The organism is Brucepastera parasyntrophica (genome assembly GCF_022376835.1).
Taxonomy (GTDB): Bacteria; Spirochaetota; Spirochaetia; order Treponematales; family Treponemataceae; genus Brucepastera; species Brucepastera parasyntrophica.
The window spans coordinates 1,581,214-1,602,622 of record NZ_CP084606.1 but is presented as its reverse complement, the minus strand read 5'-3'; the positions used below and the strand labels follow the sequence as shown (position 1 = coordinate 1,602,622).

Sequence of the window (21,409 nt, the reverse complement as noted above, 5' to 3'; positions counted from 1 at the left end):
ACTTATTACAACACTTATTATAAGTATTATGATAAGTGTTGTAATAATCGGTCCGACGGTTTGTCCGGAAGAATTATTGCGTCCCTGCTTGAAGCAATTTTTCCATTCTGGTATGATCGGTTTATAACGACTCCTTCTATGGAGTTTCTGCGTACATTTTCAGGGGTGCTGTCCGGAAGCGGACGGCTGAGATTATACCCTTACGCGCCGGGACAGTCATCCCTGTCCGGCGGTGAGGCCGAAAGGCTTCAAGCGATTTCCGTATGGAAAACGCCAACCTGTATCCGGGTAATACCGGCGGAGGGAGAGATGAAAACACGTCTGGTTTCATTTTTCTGCGTATTTCTGTTTGTTTCTCTTGGCGCTGTCTTTGCGGGCGGAAAGTCCGATAAGGCGGCTGATCTTGTTATTTACGCCTATGATTCATGGGTTGCCGACTGGGGACCCGGTCCCGAGATTGTAAGGCTGTTTGAGGCTGAGACCGGTTATAAGGTGAGTCTCATTTCCTGCGGGGACGCCGCCCAGGTCCTGTCCCGGGCCGTCCTCGAAAGGAAAAATCCCGGTTCGGATATTCTCATCGGCATTGACAATAACCAGGAGGAAACAGCCCGGCGGGCAGGGGTCCTCCGGGCGTACAAACCGGCAAATGCTGCTCTTGTGGCTGATGAGCTGGTGATGGCCGATGACTGGCTGGTAACCCCTATGACTGGGGATTTTTTGCTATGATCTATGATACGGCCTCCGGGATAACAAAGCCGGAAAGTCTTGAGGACTTGCTGAATCCCGCGTACGCAAAAAAAATAATCCTGATGGACCCGCGGACCAGTACGCCGGGTGCCGGGTTTCTCGCCTGGACAATTGCCGTATACGGCGACGCCTATCCCGAATACTGGTCGGCGTTGAAGCCCAATATTCTCACGCTCGCTCCCGGATGGGACACGGGATACGGGCTCTTTACCGCGGGCGAGGCCCCTCTGGTAATCAGCTATACTACCAGTCCTCCCTATCATGTTGAATATGATAATACCTCCCGGTTCCAGGCCCTGATATTTGAAGAGGGCCATGTTATGCAGATCGAGGGGATGGGTATTACCGCCAACGCCAGGCATCCTGAGGCCGCCGAAGCCTTTATCGAATTTATGCTGACTGATGAAGCCCAGTCCGTTATTCCGCAGACACAGTGGATGTATCCTGTTTCGGAGACAGTTACGCTGCCTGCTTCTTTTGACGCCGCGCCCGCCGCCCGGACCATCCTTTCGGTCCCCGCCGGAGAAGTACAGTCTGCGGTGGATAGGGTTATTTCCATTCTGGCGGAACGGTGAGAACCGCAGGTTTGTCAGCCGGGCCGCGCCAGCCGGTATATGGGATATTGTCCGCCTGTACTTTGGTTCTGCTTTTGCTGGTCCTTGCCTCCTTTGTGCTGCCGGCAGTGTTCGCGGTTATTCCTGCTTTCGGATATGGGGAAGGAATTCCTTCCGATATCCGGAGCCTGCTGCCCCGCATTTTTTCAGCTTTCAGGTTTACTCTGCTTGAGGCTTTTTATCCGCTCTCGCGGCGGTGGCCATTGGCCTTCCTGCCGCCTTTTTCACGGCACGGAGAACTTTTCCGGGGCGGCGGGTTCTGCTTGCCTTTTCCGGAATTCCCCTTTGCGTACCTCCGGTAATTATCGCGCTTGCCTTTGTGCTGTTTTACGGCAGGCAGGGATATATCAATACTTTTCTCATGCGGGTGACCGGAGCAGGGGAGCCTCCCCTGAATTTCCTGTATTCGCTCGCGGGCGTGGTCATTGCCCATGGTTTTTATAATTTTCCTGTTGTGCTGCGTACCGTTTCGCAGGTATGGGAGAGGCTTCCTGAAGCGGAGGAAGACGCGGCCCGGCTGCTGGGCGCCGGCCGGTTCCGGATTTTCCGGACTATTACCCTGCCGAGGCTTGCCCCCGCAATTCTTTCCGCGGCTGTGCTGGTTTTTCTGTACTGTTTTTTCAGTTTTATTATTGTCCTGCTCTTCGGCGGTGTAGGCGGAACAACCCTTGAAGTTGAATTGTATCAGGCGGCCCGGTCTTCGCTGAATTTCCGTTTTGCCGGAATTATCGCCCTGACTGAAACCGCTGCAGCGGTATGCGTTGTCGTATTTTACACCCATCTCCAGAAAAAGCTCCGCGACGGGAATAGCGGTTTGCAGGTTCTGCGTACCCGTCCCCGCTTCCGCAAGGCGGGGGAAAAAACGGTGTTTGCCCTGTATGCGGTTTTTCTCCTGTTTTTTTTTGTAGGACCGCTGGCATCAATTCTGTTCCGGTCTTTTACGGTGTATACGAATGACGCCTACTCGGGCTCCGTCCGGTTCGGGCTTCAGGCCTGGAAAACTTTTTTTTCGCGTCCCGGATTTTTTCCTGCCCTGGCGAATACCTGCATAGCCGGTTTAAGCGCGGCTCTCATTTCAACCGCCGCCGCCCTGTTTCTCTCTTTTTATGAATGCCTTCATGTATCCTCCCGAAAGGGCTTAAAAACCGCATTCCGTATTATACCCCTGATGCCTCTCGCGGTTTCATCCGTTATGCTCGGGTTCGGCTGGACCCTGCTTGTTCCGCGCGGGAATATGTTTGTATTGATACTTGCGCAGGCAGCTCTTGCCTGGCCGTTTGCGTGGACCCAGATACAGGCGTCACTGGGCAGGGTGCCTCCGGGCATCCTGGATTCAGCCCGGCTGCTGTCCGCGGGTCTTCCGGACATTGCGTTCAGGACCCTGCTGCCGCTGGTAAAAAAGGGTATCTTTTCCGGGGCTGCCTTTGTTTTTGCAATAAGCGCCGGAGACGCTTCGCTGCCCCTTGTTCTATCGATCGGCGGTTTTGAAAACCTGGGACTTATGCTGTACCGGCTTATGGGGTCTTACCGTTTTTCGGAGGCATGTGTCTGCGCCGTTGTGCTTACCCTGCTGACCGGTTTTGTATTCCTGCTCCAGGACAGGGAGCGTGTTCCTGTCCGCTCTGATTGGGGAAATAAAGAATGAAAAATTATTTTGAAGTTATCTGTCTCAGAAAATCCTGGCCTATGAAAGATGTGGAAATTTCCCTTGAAATGGAAAAAGGTGAAGCCCTTGCCCTTCTCGGACCTTCCGGCTGCGGAAAATCTTCGGCGCTGCGTATGATAGCCGGGCTCCTGACTCCTGACTCCGGCAGTATTATGCTGGACGGAATTGATATTACCTCTCTTTCTCCGGGAAAGCGGAAAACAGGCATGGTGTTTCAGGAACACGCGCTGTTCCCGCACCTGTCGGTGGAAGACAATATCGGGTATGGACTTGTCGCCGGCGGGGCAGGCAGGAAAGAAAGCAGAAAAAAGGCAGCGGAGTGGCTTGAACTTATGGGACTTGAGGGCTTCGCGAAACGGCGCCCCGAATCCCTGTCGGGCGGAGAAAAACAGCGGGTTTCTCTTGCCCGTACGCTGGCAGTGGAACCTCTGCTGGTACTGTTCGATGAACCCTTATCTTCGCTTGACGCAGGACTCCGCGCAAGGCTGCAGGAGGAACTGCGCTCCCGCCAGCGGGAAGCAGGATATACCGCCCTCTATGTTACCCATGATGAACAGGAAGCGGAAATTCTTGCCGACCGTATAATCAGGATGGTATAAGAAAACAGGGATTGAAGCGCCGGGGTTTTACCGGGCGTTCCGTATTAGTATAACATCCTGCCGGCGCAAAGTTACACATAGTATTGTGTAAAACGCTGAAAACCTACACATAGATATGTGTAGGTTTTCAGCGGTCAGATATGCCCGCTGGTTTTCCGGCAGCATCCCTTAAAAACCGGACATACCCAAAGGCAAAGTGCGGGTAAAAAGTATGGGCAGCTCCGCGAGAAACTTTACCGATAAAAGGACGCATACATTCTTGCCCAGTTTCATTATGCCGGGTATAATTTCATTCTTATGGGATTTCGTTTTTCCGACTATGATGTCATTGTAATAGGAGGCGGCCACGCGGGGATTGAAGCCGCTCTCGCTTCCGCGCGCATGGATATGCAAACCCTTTTAATAACCCAGTCCCTGGATACTATAGGACGGCTGTCCTGTAATCCGTCTATCGGAGGAATATCCAAGGGGAACATTGTCCGGGAAATAGACGCCCTGGGCGGAGAAATGGGCAGGCTGGCTGACGCCACCATGATACAGTACCGGCTTTTAAATCAGAGCAAGGGGCCCGCGGTCCAGGCACCCCGTATCCAGGCCGATAAATATAAATACGCCCAGCTCGCAAAGCAGACGCTTGAACTCGAAAAAAATCTTCATCTGTATCAGGACACCGTAGTTGATATCATTGCCACAAACAGACAGGCCGGCGGTCATATTCACTCTGGTGTTATACAGGCTGTTCTCACTTCCCGGGGCAGGGAAATTTCAGCGAAGGCCATTGTGCTGACTACCGGCACTTTTATGGAAGGCCGGGTTTTTATCGGTGAGTATGAGGCTTCCTCGGGACGGCTCGGCGAACCGGCCGCGAACGGGCTTGGTCCTGCGCTGGGTTCCGCCGGATTCACTATAGGCAGACTTAAAACAGGAACACCTCCCCGGGTCCTCCGCCAGTCAATAGATTTCAGTGTTCTCGAGGAGCAGCAGGGCGACGCGGAAATGCGGCCGTTTTCATTTTCAGCGTCAGCTGCCGACCGGCCCGCGGTTTCCTGTTATCTCACATATACAAATGAAAAAACACATGCCATAATACGCGACAATATTCACCGGTCTCCGCTGTATGCCGGCAGGATACAGGGCGTGGGACCCCGTTACTGTCCATCAATAGAAGACAAGGTCGTCCGTTTTTCAGAACGGGAACGGCACCAGATTTTTCTCGAACCTGAAGGAATTGATACCGAAGAATTTTATGTTAACGGTCTTTCTTCTTCCCTGCCTGAAGAGATCCAGGATGAATATATGCGGACAGTCCCTGGTCTTGAAAACGCCGTTATTACGCGGCCGGGATATGCGGTGGAATATGATTATCTTGATCCTACCCAGCTTTCCCCCACGCTTGAAACAAAACGCATCAGGGGCCTCTTTACGGCGGGCCAGACAAACGGGACCTCCGGCTATGAGGAGGCAGGAGGTCAGGGGCTTGTCGCAGGGATCAATGCCGCGCTGTATGCCAGGGCCGTGCGGGACGGGAAAACCGACGCGTCGGGCGCCGGGATATATGAGCCCTTTGTACTTGGACGTTCCGAGGCTTATATAGGTGTTCTTATTGATGATCTTGTTACTTTAGGGACAAAGGAACCGTACCGGATGTTTACGGCCCGCGCCGAATACCGTCTCCGCCTCCGCCATGATACTGCGGACGAACGGCTAACAGAGAAGGCCTGGAAAGTCGGGCTGCAGCGTGATGAGGCAGTTGCCCGGCTCACGGAAAAGCTTGCCGCCCGCAGTGAATTAACAAGTCTGTGGAAGGCTCAGAAAGTAACTACTGAAAACGCGGCCGCATACAGTTCTCTCGAAAAGCATGTCGGCAAAAGCTGTGCCGATGCATTGCGAGACCCGCATGTTCCGCTGGAAGATATTCTGGCCCTGAATGAATCCTTCCGCTCGTATTCTCCCGGCGTTGCGACGGCGGCCGAACTTGAAATCAGGTATGAACATTATATAGAAGCCCAGGACAGAAGAATCGACCGGCTGAAAAAAATGGAAGGCACTAAAATTCCTTCCGGCTTTGACTATGATGCCGTCTCGGGTTTGTCAATGGAATCAAAAACCAAATTAAAACAGATCCTGCCCGCTACGCTCGGGCAGGCCTCAAGAATATCAGGCCTCCGAACATCGGATATTATGCTGCTTATGATATATTTGCGGTAACAGGATTTTCTTCCCCACGCCGGCGAAGAATGCGGCAGCGCGGTCCGTCAGACTGGAGTCCAGACCCCTTCGATAGGCGGTATGCAGGCCAACCGCGCCGCCGGTTTTTACGCAGGCTGTTCTTCGCTGATCAGCGTGGCCCTATTTTTCCCGGGCATCAGTTTTCTGCTTGCCGCAAAGTACAATCCCGCCGCTAAAAACAGGGAAATATAATCCGCCACGGGCTGGGTCAATACGAGTCCGGTCATTCCGAATAATTCTCCCAGGAGAAAGAGCAGGGGAATATATACAATTCCCTGGCGGCAAATGGATAATATAAAGGACGGCGTTGCAACGCTCACTGACTGGAGGGTGTTGGTCAGTATAAAAAGGATTCCCAGAACAGGACCTGAAATCAGCTGGATTCAGGCAGAATCTGATATATTTCACATACTATTCCGTAAATAAAAAACCATGAAATCCTGCATTTACATTTTTTCTCCCAATGCGAACAGCTCTCTTCTGGAATGGATTTGCAGTTTAGAGTAAAGTGTCTTCCGGTAGCTTTTGAGCGTGTTTTCAGTGATGTTCAGAATTACTCTCATCTCTGAATTGCTGTATCCCTGCATTATAAGTTCCGCCACCCTGATCTCTTGGCCGGACAAGGAGTCAAAGGCGTGAGCGCGCAAGTTTTCCGCTTTTCCTGTGTCCGGTACTGTAAGGGCGGCGTTATTGCCGCTGGAGGTCTTTTCATCTGTCCTGCCTGGCGTCCCCTGAAATGCGTAAATCAGGAAGGGCCGCAGCATCAGGTATAAGATAGTTATGGCCACCGTAATGGTCAGGTAAACTATATACAGTATCTGCAGATTATTCCTGAATGTTTCCAGCAGCGCTGAATGCACAAGGACTGTCGCAAAGGCTATTCCTATGAGTCCCGGAGCAATAAATCTGGATGGATAACGTTTTGCCAGAATAACCCCGTAAAATGGGTTCAGACCAAGAGACATAAAACTGGCCCCGATGAGAATACAGGATACAAGAGATAAGGCTGGTATATATAAAGATGCAATAGCCGCAACAAACCCGAGGGTCCCAAGGCTTACAAGAACAGACACGATTCGCAGGGGTGTTATGTTAAAGCGTTTCCATAAAACAAAAGCAATAAGGCCATAAACAGCGGCGGAGGCATAATAGACGGAAACACCATGAGGAGTATTCTCAGCTACGGCATTTCCGAATAATGTCATAAAGCAATTCAGCGCGACCAGTACAAAACATCCTACGAAAAGCAGCTTGGGCCGGATGAGACTGTCTTTCTTTTTTACGTACACCGGCCAAACCCTTGCCGGCAGTCTGCAGAAGAAGAACAGCAGTAATATGAGAGAGCTCGCGGCGAAAAGCCGGTACAGCGGAAAGGACACCGGAAAAAAATCATTCTGTAAAATGGCAACGAGACCATAGGCAAAGGCATAGGCGATAAGCAGATGCCTGATAGCAGTCTCCTCGGTGAATAAATTGACGATAATGGCCGTTTCAAATACGATCATAAAAACACAGCAGAATGACTGGAAGTAATACAGAGTTGCAAGTGTTTCCGCCGGCAGCGGTAAATAAAGGCTGAGTACCGAAATGAGTGCCGCAGCGGTTGCGATCCGTTCCGCCAGGACGGTAAATCTCGGCAGAATAATCATAAAGATGATGCCCAGAGTATAACCGGCGACAATTACCATCGTCATGTTATCAACTGATACCGGCAGAGGCGTTCTCCCGTCAATTGAAAGGGCCGTTCCGGAAAAATAAATAATTCCCATCTGCCACGCGGCATAAAGCGCGAAGCACAATAACAGGGGCAGCCGTATGTTCAGCCGAATATTCTGGTTCTCCGTAAGAATGGGCGTATCCACGGTTTTATTCTCCTTTTCCGGTTAATGCACGATATTGGCCGCCTGGCATTTTTCCGTGCGGGCAAAAAAAGGCAGATATAATTCAATGCCCTTCCGGACATATGGTCCGGTCAATTATTCCTTTTTTGCCGGATGAGATTCCTCTATTCGATCGCGTGGATGTTATTTCTGACTTTTTTTATCTGTTTGCCGGCCATGTACATACTATATGGCAAAATATTCTGTAAACCAAAATTTTCCTGAAAAATTTTACTGAAAAACCGAAATTCCCCCCTGACAGGGGGTAACACGAACCGGGTATTGATACATAGAATAAAAGCCCATGAAAAAAAGTACAAATCCGGAAGGGCAGCAGAATCCTGCTCCTTTATATCGTGTCCGCCTGTTTTGCCATGCTTTTGAACAGCATGGCGTCTACGATTTCATCAATAATTTTTTGCTCTGAAGGAGGCAGGAGCCGGTATTTTGCCAGGAGGGAGGCATCTGATGCCGATATATCCAGGTCCGGAAAAGCAAACACTTCTCCGGATCCGTCGCGCAGCCAGCCGGAATTGACATGGAACTCACGGGATACCGAATCATAAAACCGGGGGCTGGGATTGTGTTTTTTTCCGCTCAGGATCATGGATATATATGCCTGGGTAAAGCCGATTCTATCAGCGAATTCACTTTTTTTCATTCCCAAACTGGTAATCAGGTATTCAAGTCTCGCGCTCAGCATATAAGTCCACCTCAGTTAAATATTAATATATTCTGTTAACCAGGTCAATAATATTTAACTGGGATAATTTGTTGACAGAAATAACTGGGTGTCATATACTTTAACTGGGTTAATATTGAAAAGGATGAAAAATATGCCGGAAAACGGATCAGAAGTGCCCGCTGATATCGGGCGCCTGTCATTTGGAGAAAAACTGAAATTACTGACAGAGGCAGATAAATGCTATCTGAAAGGATATATAGACAGGGCTCTGATAGCCAGGTCAAAAAACGGGAGACGGAAACAGAAGGGAGAACGGGCAGAGAAAAAAACATTATAAAAATTCTGTATTACCGGTTTGCAATTGTATTATCAGGGCCGGGAACCTGAAAGATACATACAATTCAGATGAACCGGGACGGTGAGCTTGAACAGATCAAATGCAATAAAACGGTCAGAATTTGCAGAATTCCCCCCAAAGCGGGGGTAACACTTTTGCAATACTGATATGTAAAATAAACAGGAAAAACGGAAAATTGCTGTGATTAAAATAAGGATGACGAAAATTTTCCGGCTTCAGGAATCCGTGTAATTACAGGACTGATTAACATCAGGAGGGAGCGGAATGGATTTTTTAAAGAAAGCTGTGCAGCGGGGCTTGAACAAGGCAATCGGGGAAACTGTTGAGCGGAGTGTAAAGAATGCCGTTCAGCCGACGGCGGAACAGGCCGCCGGGACACTTATTAATCAGGCTGCGGAAGCCGTCAGTATGTCCGCCGGAAAGCCTCCGCAAAGGGAACAGCCTTCGGGTACGGATCAAAACATCTTTCTTGCGGGCCTTGCGGGAAAGATGCGGGGTTTCGCCAATGAGGCCGCAAAAAATATGAAAATCTGTTCTTCCTGCGGGGAGCCGGCGGGCGCGGATAAACAGTTCTGTCCCTCCTGCGGCGCGGAACTTCCCGTACATACTGCGGCGCAGGGTGCCGTCTGCTCTTCCTGCGGCATACAGAATGATATCGGGACAAAATTCTGTTCCGGCTGCGGAAACAAACTGCCCGCGGTTATTGCGGAAGAAGCTTCCGCTAAAGCCAAAGATGAAGCAGTCCTCGCGGGCTGGGACAGTCTTCTTTCCCAGTATCCGAAATGGAGTTTCGGTGGCTACGGAATTTCTATTGAGGACAGCGGCATAAATGACAGCGGGACGCCGGCTTACTTCCTGAGTATCAATGGAGTGGATACCAGCGCTTTGCAAAGTTACCGCAGGCTTCTCAGGGAAAACGGATTTACTCCGGCCGGCGAGTTTCCTTCTGAAGATATGCTCTACAAAATGATAGAAGGGACCTGTTATTACTTTGAAAGCTGCGAACCTTTCGGTTCCGGCCCCGGTCGGATGGGGGTGAGCTTCGGCACCGGCGAACCAAGAGGCGGCTTCTATTATAAAAAACCGGAACGGAAACAGGGCGGCGGACTGTTCGGATTATTCAAATAAAGAAAAAATCCGGAAAAAATGGAAATAAGGATTGTGCCGCGCTATAGTAAATATGAATCCTGCAAAAGTTTGCAGATTATCATTTCCACGTATTACTGAAATTTTATGCAAAGGAGTTTTTATGTATAAGGGAAAAGTTTTTTTAATGCTGGCTTTAGTTTCAGTGGTTGCGCTGAATTTTACCGGCTGCGATCTGAACGCACTGGCTGAAGATCTTTTTGGAGTTAGCTCTGGAACTGTCAATTTCAGCAATGTTCCGGATTCGGTGTTTGTAATCAACGGACTGGTTTTTACGGGAGTAATCGTAGACGCCGATACTTCCCAGAGTTCTTCGGATGCTATCGGGGTATTCTCAGCCGGTGACGCTGACGCGGACAATCTGGGAACAGGCGCTTCTGCGGCAGCGGTTTATACCTCAACCCTTACTGAGGGAGTTTCCACGGTGAGTATACTTGTGATTTACTCTTACCGTAATCCGGACATTGACAATTCCGCGTCAGGGAAATGGTACATAAACAATGTCCCGTTTAATAACGGAAATCCCAGCCTCAACTGGGCCAGCGGAGAGGATACGGTAATTCATTAATTCTGCGCAGCTCCAGGCTCCGGAAGCCGCTCTTTTTTAACTGAAGCAGTCCGGCTCTTGAACAGCATAGTATATAAAAACACTGGTAACAGGTGTTTTAGAGTGTCGGCGGACGTTAAACGCGGAGGTTTTTTATGTTCAGGAAACATACAGTTTTGCCTGTATTCTTTTCAATCTGTTTTGTTCTGGTATGTGCCGGATGTACTACCGTACAGGATAAAGCCGCTGATGGTGTCCGTGACGGAGTGCGCGACGGTGTAATGGAAGGCATTTCCGGACTTTTCGGAGGGAGCAAGACAACTTCAGCTTCCGGGACAAACTCAACTGCTTCTTCTGTAAGCACGAATACCGGAGGAACAAGTACGGCCCCTGAACGGAATTATTCGGGCGCTTCCCAGACTGTTCCCTGGCCTTCGGATACCGAGTGGGCAAGATACGGCCTCTCCGGACTGCGCCAGCCTTCCGGCACATCGGTTACCGGGGCCGCGCTGTATATGGGTAATTATATTGTAGGTCTTATTAACGGCGGTAAACCCGCTTTTGATGATCTTGTTTCCCAGATCGAAAAAATGAGCGGAGCCGAACTTATGACCAATATGACTATGTCTGACGGACAGTATGTCGGCTACCAGCTGTCCGGCGGGAGTGTCCAGATTACGGTTGATTATATTGAGGGCGATATAACCATTACGGCGACAAAATAACACTCACAATAAAAAGGCCTGAAATATTCCCGGACTTTCCGTATCTGTCTGATTCTGGAAAAACCGGGAGTATTATAAGGTTTGATAAAAAGATTTACACAGCCAAAGATTCAGAATGTAAAACCAAGCAATACCTTTATGCCTAATACCGGTGACCATATTTTCGGATGATACACCGGCTCCGCTCCGGCTGTCTGGTTTTCGGAATCATTGGTAAGCCTGAATATCCAATCAGAACACAGGCCTATATCCAGAATAAATCCGCCTTTTTTACCTATATCTATTTTCCATCCGGCTCCGGGCGATAATAAGACTCCATGTGTCCACAAAGAAATTCCCGCTGAATATCCGTATCCGATACCCATATCCATATAAAAGGAACCCGCGAACGGATAAAACCCGCCGCGGACTGTTCCGAACAATACCGATGTCATGAATCCGTAAAACATGGACGCATCTATTTCAGAAGCAATGGAAATTTTTTCCGAAACAGCCCGTTCATAGACCGCGGTCACGCCATAACCGTTTATGCCCAAAAGAAGTATATTATTTTCCGCAAAAACACCGGGTCCGAAAAGAATAAGTACTAATAAAAATATTTTCTTCATAATGATTGCTTATGCAGTAATTACCGGACTGCCGCCGGGAGAAATTGCAGAGACTGTACACACCGGAACACGTACTAACCTCCGGTTTTCCGCAGCCTCTTTATCAATTATACCATAATAATCCGGACGATTGGTTGCTGCGCGGTAAAAAAAACAGCAGAAGGAAACAATAAACCGGAGGTTTTCAGGAAACTGATTGACAAAACGCAAAAGGCACGGTATACTTATACTGACCGTTCGGTATAAATAATAAGAAAGCAGATTATATGGCGAATACCAGGCAAAAGAACCCGGCAAAGAAGAAACTCATTCTGCAGTCCGCAAAGAAACTGTTTTCCGAAAAGGGTTATGATGCGACAGGCATGGAAGAAATCGCATCCGGGGCCGGCGTTCCGAAATCACTGATTTATTATCATTTTAAAAGCAAAGAGGAACTTCTCGATACAATCACCTCAATATTTTTTGACGAATATGACCGGATTTTGCGTGACGCTTCGGACCGGGGCATCGAAAAAATATCACGGTATATATCCTTTCTGAAAACGGAAAAGGAATGTATCCGGATCATACTTGCGGAGTCGCTGAAAAACACCGGCAATAATACGCTGTTTTTCAAAGTGATGAAACCGTTAATCGACTATGATAATGAACTGTCCGGGACCCCCGAGCCGGGAACGGGCAGGGAAAACCAGGCCCATTGGGTAACGGAATTTTTTACCAGTATTGTCCCGACGGTCCTTTTTGTCTGCTATGAAGACAACTGGTGCAGCTATTTCGGGGTACGGAAAAAAGATCTGGAAAAGGATTTTGCCCGCGCCTACAAATTGACCCACGGCGCCTATCATCGGCACATAGAAAAGGAAAGTCTGTAGGCCTGCTGTTTTTTGAAAATGGATAAATGTCTGATTCAGGCATTAGTATACGTGCGGTAATGTTCCGGAATATTCAGGAGATATTATATGAAAACCAAAATGAAACTTCTTTTTTTAGCTGTACTCTGTATTTCGGTCAGTGCCCAGGACGGAGAAAAAATACGGCCTTTTCAGTTCAGCCTTATAACACCTCTGGGCACAAACGGAATCCAGTCCCAGTCAATCGCGAATGTTTTTTCTCTCAATCTTCTCGGTGGATACAGCAGGGGCAATACCGGGTTTGAGTTAGGCGGGATGTATAATATTAATTTCGGTTTTACCAGGGGATTCCAGTTCGGAGGTCTTTTTAACTATTCCGGCAGCAGTGAACGCGCCTTCCAGATCGCGGGTATTGCAAATATCAACCGCAGGCAGGCGGGGGCGTCCAGCTTGCCGGTCTGGTGAACCTTGCTCTCGAAGGGACGCTGCCTTTTCAAAACGCGGCAATCCTGAATTACGCGGAAAACGCCGGCTTCCAGCTCAGCGGCCTGCTGAGTATTGCAGGAACAGCTCCTGTCCAGTTCAGCGGTATTTTGAATTATTCAGGGGCCACTGAAAAAACCGTTCAGCTTGCCGGCCTTGTGAATATAAGCAGAAACCAGACGCGCGGCGCCCAGCTTGCCGGTCTTGTAAATTTTGCCCATGGGGGAACTCTCCCTTTCCAGGCCGGCGTAATTCTGAATTATGCGGAAAATGCCGGTTTCCAGCTCGGCGGTATCCTGAATATAGTCGGAAATACATCCGTCCAGATTGGCACTGTGCTGAATATTGCGAAGAATGTATCCGGCCTTCAGCTGGGCCTTATTAATATCGCGGAAAACAATGAAGGGGTGGCAATTGGTCTTATCAATATTGTAAAAAACGGCGGCAAGAGGGAATTCGAAATAGCCGGGTCGGAAACAGTCAATACGGAACTGAGTTTCAGACTTGGAACAAACCGGTTTTATAGCGTTTTCATTGTCGGGGCGATTTTTCTCGACCTGTCGTTTGATTTTACCTATGGGGCCGGATTCGGGACCCATATCGGTATCGCCGATACCTGGAGTACCCAGGTGGAAGTCCGCACGTACTCGTTTCTTGACAGTTCCATTTCAATGCTGCATCAGCTGAGAATAACTGTTGAAAAAAGCTTTCTGTCTTCGAAACTCAAAGTTTTCGCGGGACCTGTCCTGAATGTGGCGGTATCGGATGATAAGAATTCCGACGGCGAATATGAATTCAGGTTTACTCCTTATTCGATCTGGAGCGGCGGCAACAGCCATGTCGGTGTTAATATATGGGTAGGGGCGGTCGCGGGCCTGAGGTTTTAATCCATGCGCCGGAGGATACTATTCCGGCTTTGAAATTCCTGCCGGTATATTTTCAAAATCAGCGGAAGCGACAGAACCGGTTTGAAATACCATAAAGTGAAAGACACATTTTCCGGAAAAGAAGAGACGTTTTTACACATAGTATTGTGTAAGAATTTCTGTCACCGGCAGGGAAGCGTTTCAGTTTTTGATTGAATCGCCGAGAAGTTTTTCCGCGTCATCCTCAGAGATAACACCTTCAGTAACAAGATTGCATATCTGCTGGCCTACCGTATGATCGAAAAAGAGAAGATCATCGGTCGCCACGGTTACGGGAATGCCCGCGTCCATCATTTTTTTTATGGGATGTTCTTTCAGGCTGGAAACAGCTCCGAGTACCACATTGCTCTGGGGACAGACATTGCACTGGACCTTGCGGTCGGCAAGGAACTGCATGATTTTTTCGTCCTGGGCAGCGCCTATGCCGTGCTGCACTTCTTCGAGGTCGAAAAACTCGACAAAGTCCCTGACTGATTTTGCGTCGGAGAATTCCCCTACATGGGCTTTTTTCTTGATGCCCAGTTTTTCAGCCAGTGTATACAGGTATTTGAACCCTTCTATGCCGTCTTCAACTTCCGGGCCGTAAAGGTCTATACTTTTGAAGACCCCGCTTTTCATCAGTTCAGGCGCCCATTCGTCGATCTTTTCCTTATTAAAGGTTTTTCCCATGCCCAGTTCGGGGCGGAATTCTATTTTCCCTGCATAGGTTGTGACAAAAGACTGGGCCATTTCAATGAATTTGTCGAGGTTTTCCTCAAAATGAATCATAAAACCTATGTCTATGGATCCTTCAAGGATGACTATGTTGTCGGCAATGGCGTCCGTTATGGACATATCGATAAGTTTGATAACGTCTTCACTGGTTTTCGAGCGCGGGCGGGTGTATTTGGCTATGATATCATGCATATCATCGAGCCCGTTCAGCTTTCTTGGAAAATTGGGGATGGTAATACCGGACCACTGCTTATATGTATTATAATGCATTCCGAGGTTGAGATGGTTGTGTTTATCCGCTTTCGGACGTGATGTATAGTATTGTAAATCCTTCATTCGTATTCCTTTTATTTTATCACAACAAAAGTATTTTTCCAAGAAACTTATAAGAAATCTTTTCAGTTATCGGTAAAAAAAAGCGAAATCTTGAGTTGTTTTACCCTAATTTTACAGTCCGGCCGCTGCGGAGGTAGTAAAGCCAGGTTTCAACCGGCTTATTGTACAAGTCTCCGGCAGCTTTCCGGTATACGGCCATCTGTTCCGCGTGCAGTTCAGGCTGTTCAGTCCGGTCGGTTTTGTAATCGACAATATAAATACGGTTTTCATATTCAAATATCAGGTCAATCTGTCCCGTTATGGTGAGCATCCGGTCCCTGTGCGGATAGCGGGTGATTATTCCGTATTCATTCAGCCGCCATACCGCTTTTTGGGCTTTCCCGCCAATATCGGAAGCGAGAAAGGCCGCCGCCATTTCCTCCGCAATGCCCCTGATTTCCTCCGGAAGAAATACCGGTATTCCGGTAAAACGGGATTCAATTACCCGGTGTGTATATGTTCCGAAATCCGCCGGTAAAATACCGGTCTGTTTCAAAAGCGGGTCAAGAACATCGTCCCATTTCCCCGCAAAGGGAGGTTTTCCTGCCGGAAGTATGTCCCCGGCCGTTCCCGTATCCGCTTCCGGCGCGAAAAGCGTATGGAGGTCAGTTGCGGCGTAGCGGCTGCGCGGGGAAGAGGTAAAACCTGTTCTGGAAATACCGGTATACAGTTTTTTCCGTTCTTCACTGGTTTCCGAGCCCTGCAGGGCCCGGACCGTCTTCGTTTTCCGTTTTTGCGGAAATATTTCGGTAAGGGTGAGTCCGGGGATTTCGTCAGCGATCAGGGCGGGAAACAGCAGATCAAAAAAGCTTCTTTTTGCCGCTGATTTTTTTTGTCAAGTTTTTCCGACAGCAGTTCCCTGATTTCAAGCGGGCCGCGGGGAATCGCGGGATTTTCCGCCGGGAGCTCGGTAACACCGCTTATAAAAAGAAGGGTTTCGGCCCTGGTCATTGCCACATACAGGAGCCTGCGCAGTTCGGCTTCCGTTTTTCTGATTTCTTCTTCTTTTGTTATTTCGTAAAAATAATTTGTATCGGCGTCCTCGGCGTCTTCAGCGCCTCCGGTATTTACTGATATGCCTGTTTCCGGTGAAAAATATACCGGTTCCCTGTTTGATGTTCGTCGTCCCGGATTTCCCGCGTCCGCGAGGAAAACAACCGGGAATTCAAGACCCTTGCTCTTGTGGACTGTCATCAGATGCACTCCGCCGTTCCGTTCCACCGGAATATCAAGGCCTTCTATTTTTTCTTCGCCGCTCATCAGTTTTGCTATGGCATCGAGAAATTCCGAAAGGGTTTTGTTCTCCGCATCAGCCTGCCTGGCGAGTTCAAAAAAGTAATCATACAGCTCGGCAAACCGGTGAGAGTCCGCGTCACAGAGCAGGGTGTAGCGGTAACCTTCGCTGTACCAGATACGGCTTATCAGTTCGGCAGCCGGAATCCGGTCGGCCAGCCCCCGTATGCTCCGGTATAATTCTCTCCCGTTGCGGAAAAGAAGCTTATCATCTTCGGGTAATTGTTCTTCTATTTCTGCGGGAAAGGGAATAATCACGGAGGCATCGTTGTCCGGGGTTCCGGCTGCATGAATCAGGGCGAGTGTGAAACATATATCGCTTGTTCCGACAAGCGGAGACCTGAGCAGGGTGGCATAGGCGTTTATATCGGAGGGCTGGACCGCGAGGCGGAGCAGGGCGTAAATATCATTAACCGGAGCGTCATTAAACAGTCCCCGGAGTGTTTCGGTCTGATATGGGATGCCATTTTCACGAAGGAAGCGTTCGTACAGATACTGACGGCTTCCCGATTTAAACAGTATCGCAATATCGTTCCAGCGGCAGGCCCGGCTGCCGTCTTCTCCGCGTATTTCAAATCCTGAATCCACCAGATAGCGGATTCTGTCCGCGATAACCGCGGCTTCCGTTTCTTCAGGCGTCCTGCTGTTTTCTCCGGCTTCCGCAGAAGCTTTATTAATGAGCAGCAGTTCCAGCCCCGGAGTTATATCTTCAGTGTGGCGGAAGGATTTTATTGAGGAAAAGGTTGCCTCATACAGGGGAAACGAGCTTTCTTCGTACAGTGCCTGATTAAGAAAAATATGGGGAAAGAGACTGTTAAAGATAGAAATGAGTTTTTTTTCAGTCCGGTAGTTTGATTCGAGGACCGGCGTGTTGCTGCCGCCGAGGTCCAGGGCAAGTTTTCTGAAGACGGAAACATCGGCCCCTCTGAAACGGTATATAGACTGCTTTTCATCACCCACAAAAAAAAGCTTGTCCGGACAGAGTCCGTCCGCTTCCGGAACAGAGGGATGTCCGTCTTCAGCTTTTTCCGCAAGTAAAAACAGGAGGTCCCGCTGCAAATCATTATCATCCTGGAATTCGTCAATCATAATGGCCCGGATGGTTTTTTTCAGGGAATTCCGGAGAGATATGTCGGTTTTCAGCGCGTCAACAGCGAGGCGGGAAACATCGGTAAAAGTGAGTATGCCGGCTTCCCTTTTTTTCCGGTTAAACAAATCCTGGAACCCGGCAAGCAGCGAGGCTGTTTCCTCTATAACAGTTTCATTCAGAACATAGTTGCAGACCGACAGAAAAAGAGGAAAGACTTCTGTTTTGAATTCCGCTGTCAGTTCTTTCATTGCGAGCAAATCGGGATCGGAAACCCTGCCGGGAAGGGAAAGGGCTTTGAGTTTTTTTCCGAAAGCAATGGCTTCTCGGATACTCCCGGGGTCGGAAATATCGGGCATTATAAAGTCGGCGGATAAAACCGATGTGAGCGCGTCGCGGAACTTTCCCCTGCCGCCTGTTATCTGCCGCAGGCCTGAAATAATCTCCGCCATTTTACCGGCGGTAATGTCAAACTGCTTTTTTATTTCCTGTTTCTGGAGGAATATAAAACGGTCAAAATCTATGGGTGATGAGAGCGGCGCGTATTGTATCATGGTGTCCGCGAACAGTTTTCCGGGCAGTTCACTGAGGGGATAGCTTTTAAGAAGCTGCTGCAGCGCCGGAGAGGAACGGTGTTCAAGAAAGTAGGGGAGCGCAAGCTGTTCCGCCAGCGCCTGCGCCCGGTCATTGTCTATTTCAAAGTCCGGGGCAATTCCGTAGGCCCGGCAGGCCTGCCGGGCAATGGTGTTGCAGAAGGAATCTATGGTCGCTATCCTCGCCAGATGGAAATTTCTGACGGCCTCGCGGGCCTCATCCGCGTCAATGTTGCACAGCGTCGTATATATCCGCGAATACATTTCCACCGCGGCCTTTTGCGTAAATGTGAGGGCCACGATTTCATCTATCCGGTATTTTTTTTCGATTATAAGGTGTACATACCGGGCCGCAAGAACCCTCGTTTTACCCGAACCGGCCCCGGCCGCTATTACCGCGTTTGCTGAAATACAGGCGGCCTGCCTCTGGTTTTCATCCAGTTCAAGGATAAGTTCCTGATATGTTTTCATCTTTTCCCCGCCGAATAGGTAAATCTGCATATTTTTCTGAAATCGCAGGCCTGGCAGACCGACCAGTCCAGATCCTTCGGGCGTGTAAAATTGTTTATTTTGAAGGCCTCTATAAACCGTTCTGTTTCACGGTGAAAAGACTGCAAGGCGGGTTCGAATTCTTCCCGGGAAACGGCACCCTGTTTTCTGTTATGGCTGAAAAGACTGCTGTCATTAATTATCGGACGGTATTCTCTGCCGGAAATCGAAGCGAACCAGGCCTGTTCGATTTTCTGTCCGTGGAAAGGACTTTCAGGCGATTCTTCCGCGAGAAAAACATACATGGGTATCTGGAAGTCTGAAATAAGTCCGTCTTCGCCCGGAACGTAATCTTTCGGCATGGGGGTCCTGCCGCTTTTATAATCGATCAGTACCAGCGTATTGTCCGCCGGGTGGCGGGAAATACGGTCGATTTTTCCGTAGTATCTGATACCATTTTTGGAAAAAGCGATGTCCTCTTCAAGAAAATCCGGAATGTAATTGTCAAGATATTCGGCGTCGCATTCCAGCATCCCGGTAATTCCGTCTGTTATGCGTTTTACCAGGGCTGAAATGAGAGGCGCCGCGAGCGGCCCTCTGAATTCAGCGTGCGCCGCTGTGGCGTTTTTCGCCAGTTCCTGTGTCCAGAAAATATATGCCGGTATTTCTGATGACAGGAATACAGAGTTTTCTTTCCGGATCCGGTCATACAGTTTTTTGAGTACATCGTGATACAGCAGGCCCAGATTCCGCTCGTTCATCAGTCCGGCTTCGGTTTCGTCCGTTTCTATCCGGAATATCCTGGACAGAAGCCAGCGTGTATTGCATACCGCGAAAACAACAAGATCGGACTGGCTGACTCTGATATCCTGTCCGTTCATCTGTTTTTCACGGAGAAAATCCGTAAATCCGGGGATTGTCCCCGCAAAGGGGGTTTTCAGCATTGAAAAATCCCGCTTTTTTTCCCTTGAAAGAAATTTGAAAAATCCTTCTTTTTGTATGGGATACAGTCTGTCAGGAATATCCGCCGCTCCGCTGTACCAGTCTCTTTCGGTCCTGAAAGGATCGGCCGTCTGAAGGGGAAGCGGGGCTTGGCGGTTAAAGGACGCCAGCGGCGTCGCGTAGCCGGAGAATGTCCGGTATGAAGCTGAAAACCGGGCGCCCTTTCCTGTCCCCGCCTTATTCTGGCTGTCTTCATGCAGAGGGCTGCTGTTATATAAATAAACAAAGTCTTCAGAGGCATTGGTTTCTTTGATATTGTATTCCGACCTCTTGTCCTGGCGCAGAAAAGGCAGCTGCCGGTATAAAACAGTAGCGCTGCTCTGGTTCATATTCAGTATAAAATGGTGCGGATAAGGCGTTCCTGCCGCAACCCGATAGGGAAAAATATTTACGCCTGTTTTATTCTGCTGGGGGACATAGAGGGTTTCTCCCAGTATTTTTATAAAAAAAGCGTAGGGCTGTTCCGGTGTAATACCCCGGATGCTTTCTTCACAGGCAATGAGCGCATTCAGCTCTTCAATACAGCGGGCAATTACGGCGTCATCCTCCGGCTGAAGCAGACTGCGGTCGAGGAACTGTTCCCTGAAGCTGAAATAGCGGCTTCTGAGCTGTGAAAAAGTTCCTGATCCTGCCAGGGATTCCAGGGTCCTGCGGAATTTACGGTACCACGTCTGCAGCTGATAGATGTTGCCGTTGTCCCGGACCGGAGTCCGGAAAGCTTCTTCCCATACGTCTGTGAATTTTCCGTTTTCCTTCCAGGAAGAAACACAGTGGTTATATATCCCGAAGCGAATAAGTTCATCCGCGATGTCCTGTTCCTTCCAGGGGATGAGCCGGTCCAGCAGCAGTGACTTCATCGCTTTGAAGGAAAAATTGCCGGAAATACAGTTCCGTATGAGGGAAAACATTCTGCCGGCGGGGTGTTTTCCCAACGGGGACCCCAGACGGAACTGTACAGGAATTCCTCGAAGGGAAAATTCCCTCAGAATATACGGAGAAAGGGTTTCCGCGTCCGGCACGCTGACCGCTATATCTTCGGCGAGGCATCCTTCCGCAAGCAATGATTCTATTTCAAGGGCAGCCGCGGTAATTTCATCCCTGCTTGTTTCATAAACAGTAAGTCCGGGTATGTTTTCTTCGGATTTTCCGGGAACATGAATCAGGCGTATGTTTTTTGATCCGGCAAGAAGGTCCTTATATTCGCTGAAATCTTCCATTGCTTCGGGAAAAAAGATGCAGTATTTCCGCCCTGTGTCCCTGAGCGGAGGGCGCTGCCATGAAGGTTCGAACAGTCTGTGTTCTTCAAGAAAGGAGGAATAATCTTTTTTCAGAAAAACAAGGTCATTATCTTCCGGATTCCGGACATGCTGTTTGTGAAGTATTTTGTGTTCCCAAAGGCCCAATTGCGGCAGAAGTCCGGCGATCCATCCGGCGAATATACTGCTTTCCCCGGCGTAAGCCGGCGGAACAAGGACAGCGAAAAAAGGCTGTTTAGCGGATGTATTCCGGGCGGCAAGGTCCCGGGCATATAATTTTCTTATAACTGAAGATACCGGCCGCCTTCCCGGGAGGGTCGCCTGGACAGCCTCTTCCTTAAAACGGTCCCAGGCAATAAACCGGTCCGCCGGAAGCGTTGCCGTTCCTGTGATGTCCAGCGCTTTTTCCATCCAGAGGGCGGCCGCAATACTGGAGGGGAACACAAATGAGGTAAGGGGATCGCCGCCGTTTTTTCTTATTTCCGCTTCAATCAGGTTAAAATTCACGGTATTTTTGCCTTTTTCGAAAAATGCTT

At 49.2% G+C, this 21,409-nt stretch carries 20 protein-coding genes; 12 read left to right on the top strand and 8 right to left on the bottom strand.

Translation table 11 applies throughout. The features are described from left to right. The first annotated feature begins 60 nt into the window (after positions 1 to 60). The 5 genes from K7I13_RS07535 (at position 61) to mnmG (ending at position 5,834) form a co-directional block, all read left to right on the top strand. Positions 61 to 726 (top strand): type 2 periplasmic-binding domain-containing protein, encoded by a 666-nt coding sequence (locus K7I13_RS07535; protein WP_255949159.1) that lies wholly within the window; start codon positions 61 to 63, stop codon positions 724 to 726. Then, positions 723 to 1,322 (top strand): thiamine ABC transporter substrate-binding protein, encoded by a 600-nt coding sequence (locus tag K7I13_RS07530; protein ID WP_255949157.1) that lies wholly within the window; start codon positions 723 to 725, stop codon positions 1,320 to 1,322. The genes K7I13_RS07535 and K7I13_RS07530 overlap by 4 nt, the downstream gene beginning before the upstream one ends. A gap of 235 nt (positions 1,323 to 1,557) precedes the next feature. Beyond that, positions 1,558 to 3,006 carry an ABC transporter permease gene (locus K7I13_RS07525; protein WP_255949155.1) on the top strand — a complete coding sequence of 483 codons (1,449 nt, stop codon included), beginning with the start codon at positions 1,558 to 1,560 and terminating at the stop codon, positions 3,004 to 3,006. Beyond that, the gene (locus K7I13_RS07520; protein WP_255949153.1) at positions 3,003 to 3,626 is read left to right on the top strand and encodes an ABC transporter ATP-binding protein; all 624 of its coding nucleotides are present in this window, start codon (positions 3,003 to 3,005) and stop codon (positions 3,624 to 3,626) included. Before K7I13_RS07525 ends, K7I13_RS07520 begins: the two co-directional genes overlap by 4 nt. A 297-nt stretch (positions 3,627 to 3,923) precedes the next feature. After that, positions 3,924 to 5,834, top strand: a complete 1,911-nt coding sequence (gene mnmG, locus K7I13_RS07515; RefSeq protein WP_255949152.1) for a tRNA uridine-5-carboxymethylaminomethyl(34) synthesis enzyme MnmG — start codon at positions 3,924 to 3,926, stop codon at positions 5,832 to 5,834. Between the two features lie 107 nt (positions 5,835 to 5,941). Here mnmG and K7I13_RS07510 read toward each other — a convergent pair whose 3' ends face one another. The 3 genes from K7I13_RS07510 to K7I13_RS07500 all read right to left on the bottom strand — a co-directional run bounded on the left by K7I13_RS07510 (position 5,942) and on the right by K7I13_RS07500 (position 8,438). Continuing rightward, complete coding sequence (locus K7I13_RS07510) at positions 5,942 to 6,082, bottom strand: hypothetical protein (RefSeq protein WP_255949151.1); 141 nt, start codon at positions 6,080 to 6,082, stop codon at positions 5,942 to 5,944. A gap of 219 nt (positions 6,083 to 6,301) precedes the next feature. Then, on the bottom strand, positions 6,302 to 7,717 hold the full coding sequence (locus K7I13_RS07505; RefSeq protein ID WP_255949150.1) for a helix-turn-helix domain-containing protein: 1,416 nt from the start codon (positions 7,715 to 7,717) through the stop codon (positions 6,302 to 6,304). Between the two features lie 367 nt (positions 7,718 to 8,084). Further along, the gene (locus K7I13_RS07500; protein ID WP_255949149.1) at positions 8,085 to 8,438 is read right to left on the bottom strand and encodes a helix-turn-helix domain-containing protein; all 354 of its coding nucleotides are present in this window, start codon (positions 8,436 to 8,438) and stop codon (positions 8,085 to 8,087) included. A gap of 133 nt (positions 8,439 to 8,571) precedes the next feature. On the opposite strand from K7I13_RS07500, the gene K7I13_RS07495 reads away from it, so the two are divergent. From K7I13_RS07495 to K7I13_RS07480, 4 genes are all read left to right on the top strand, one after another. Next, the gene (locus tag K7I13_RS07495) at positions 8,572 to 8,757 is read left to right on the top strand and encodes a hypothetical protein (protein WP_255949148.1); all 186 of its coding nucleotides are present in this window, start codon (positions 8,572 to 8,574) and stop codon (positions 8,755 to 8,757) included. A 285-nt stretch (positions 8,758 to 9,042) separates the two neighbouring features. Continuing rightward, positions 9,043 to 9,906, top strand: coding sequence for a zinc ribbon domain-containing protein (locus tag K7I13_RS07490; RefSeq protein ID WP_255949147.1), 864 nt, complete (start codon positions 9,043 to 9,045; stop codon positions 9,904 to 9,906). A gap of 121 nt (positions 9,907 to 10,027) precedes the next feature. Further along, complete coding sequence (locus K7I13_RS07485; RefSeq protein WP_255949146.1) at positions 10,028 to 10,492, top strand: hypothetical protein; 465 nt, start codon at positions 10,028 to 10,030, stop codon at positions 10,490 to 10,492. Positions 10,493 to 10,626: 134 nt separating this feature from the next. Next, the gene (locus tag K7I13_RS07480; RefSeq protein WP_255949145.1) at positions 10,627 to 11,196 is read left to right on the top strand and encodes a hypothetical protein; all 570 of its coding nucleotides are present in this window, start codon (positions 10,627 to 10,629) and stop codon (positions 11,194 to 11,196) included. Positions 11,197 to 11,306: 110 nt separating this feature from the next. Here the strand turns inward: K7I13_RS07480 and K7I13_RS07475 are convergent, their stop codons facing one another. Next, positions 11,307 to 11,804: a hypothetical protein gene (locus K7I13_RS07475; protein WP_255949144.1), complete on the bottom strand. Its 498-nt coding sequence runs from the start codon at positions 11,802 to 11,804 to the stop codon at positions 11,307 to 11,309. 266 nt (positions 11,805 to 12,070) lie between these two features. Here K7I13_RS07475 and K7I13_RS07470 point away from each other — a divergent pair, with 266 nt between their 5' ends. The 3 genes from K7I13_RS07470 to K7I13_RS07460 all read left to right on the top strand — a co-directional run bounded on the left by K7I13_RS07470 (position 12,071) and on the right by K7I13_RS07460 (position 14,025). Beyond that, positions 12,071 to 12,676 (top strand): TetR/AcrR family transcriptional regulator, encoded by a 606-nt coding sequence (locus K7I13_RS07470; protein ID WP_255949142.1) that lies wholly within the window; start codon positions 12,071 to 12,073, stop codon positions 12,674 to 12,676. A gap of 87 nt (positions 12,677 to 12,763) precedes the next feature. Then, on the top strand, positions 12,764 to 13,120 hold the full coding sequence (locus tag K7I13_RS07465; protein ID WP_255949141.1) for a hypothetical protein: 357 nt from the start codon (positions 12,764 to 12,766) through the stop codon (positions 13,118 to 13,120). Further along, entirely contained in the window at positions 13,117 to 14,025 is a 909-nt protein-coding gene (locus tag K7I13_RS07460; protein WP_255949140.1) for a hypothetical protein, read from the top strand. The genes K7I13_RS07465 and K7I13_RS07460 overlap by 4 nt, the downstream gene beginning before the upstream one ends. Before the next feature lie 180 nt (positions 14,026 to 14,205). Here the strand turns inward: K7I13_RS07460 and K7I13_RS07455 are convergent, their stop codons facing one another. The 4 genes from K7I13_RS07455 to K7I13_RS07440 all read right to left on the bottom strand — a co-directional run bounded on the left by K7I13_RS07455 (position 14,206) and on the right by K7I13_RS07440 (position 21,380). After that, positions 14,206 to 15,114 carry an amidohydrolase family protein gene (locus tag K7I13_RS07455; RefSeq protein WP_255949139.1) on the bottom strand — a complete coding sequence of 303 codons (909 nt, stop codon included), beginning with the start codon at positions 15,112 to 15,114 and terminating at the stop codon, positions 14,206 to 14,208. 100 nt (positions 15,115 to 15,214) lie between these two features. Continuing rightward, positions 15,215 to 15,649 (bottom strand): PD-(D/E)XK nuclease family protein, encoded by a 435-nt coding sequence (locus tag K7I13_RS07450; protein ID WP_255949138.1) that lies wholly within the window; start codon positions 15,647 to 15,649, stop codon positions 15,215 to 15,217. Between the two features lie 284 nt (positions 15,650 to 15,933). Next, positions 15,934 to 18,597, bottom strand: coding sequence for a UvrD-helicase domain-containing protein (locus tag K7I13_RS07445; RefSeq protein ID WP_255949137.1), 2,664 nt, complete (start codon positions 18,595 to 18,597; stop codon positions 15,934 to 15,936). Beyond that, positions 18,594 to 21,380, bottom strand: coding sequence for a PD-(D/E)XK nuclease family protein (locus K7I13_RS07440; protein ID WP_255949136.1), 2,787 nt, complete (start codon positions 21,378 to 21,380; stop codon positions 18,594 to 18,596). The genes K7I13_RS07445 and K7I13_RS07440 overlap by 4 nt, the downstream gene beginning before the upstream one ends. Positions 21,381 to 21,409 lie beyond the last annotated feature (29 nt).

Coding starts and splice junctions, on each gene's coding strand:
- K7I13_RS07475 (WP_255949144.1), bottom strand. CDS start 11,804: ATGAAGAAAATATTTTTATTAGTACTTATTCTTTTCGGACCCGGTGTT.
- K7I13_RS07530 (WP_255949157.1), top strand. CDS start 723: ATGATCTATGATACGGCCTCCGGGATAACAAAGCCGGAAAGTCTTGAG.
- K7I13_RS07510 (WP_255949151.1), bottom strand. CDS start 6,082: ATGACCGGACTCGTATTGACCCAGCCCGTGGCGGATTATATTTCCCTG.
- K7I13_RS07465 (WP_255949141.1), top strand. CDS start 12,764: ATGAAAACCAAAATGAAACTTCTTTTTTTAGCTGTACTCTGTATTTCG.
- K7I13_RS07470 (WP_255949142.1), top strand. CDS start 12,071: ATGGCGAATACCAGGCAAAAGAACCCGGCAAAGAAGAAACTCATTCTG.
- K7I13_RS07480 (WP_255949145.1), top strand. CDS start 10,627: ATGTTCAGGAAACATACAGTTTTGCCTGTATTCTTTTCAATCTGTTTT.
- K7I13_RS07490 (WP_255949147.1), top strand. CDS start 9,043: ATGGATTTTTTAAAGAAAGCTGTGCAGCGGGGCTTGAACAAGGCAATC.
- K7I13_RS07500 (WP_255949149.1), bottom strand. CDS start 8,438: ATGCTGAGCGCGAGACTTGAATACCTGATTACCAGTTTGGGAATGAAA.
- K7I13_RS07455 (WP_255949139.1), bottom strand. CDS start 15,114: ATGAAGGATTTACAATACTATACATCACGTCCGAAAGCGGATAAACAC.
- K7I13_RS07495 (WP_255949148.1), top strand. CDS start 8,572: ATGCCGGAAAACGGATCAGAAGTGCCCGCTGATATCGGGCGCCTGTCA.
- K7I13_RS07445 (WP_255949137.1), bottom strand. CDS start 18,597: ATGAAAACATATCAGGAACTTATCCTTGAACTGGATGAAAACCAGAGG.
- mnmG (WP_255949152.1), top strand. CDS start 3,924: ATGGGATTTCGTTTTTCCGACTATGATGTCATTGTAATAGGAGGCGGC.
- K7I13_RS07520 (WP_255949153.1), top strand. CDS start 3,003: ATGAAAAATTATTTTGAAGTTATCTGTCTCAGAAAATCCTGGCCTATG.
- K7I13_RS07485 (WP_255949146.1), top strand. CDS start 10,028: ATGTATAAGGGAAAAGTTTTTTTAATGCTGGCTTTAGTTTCAGTGGTT.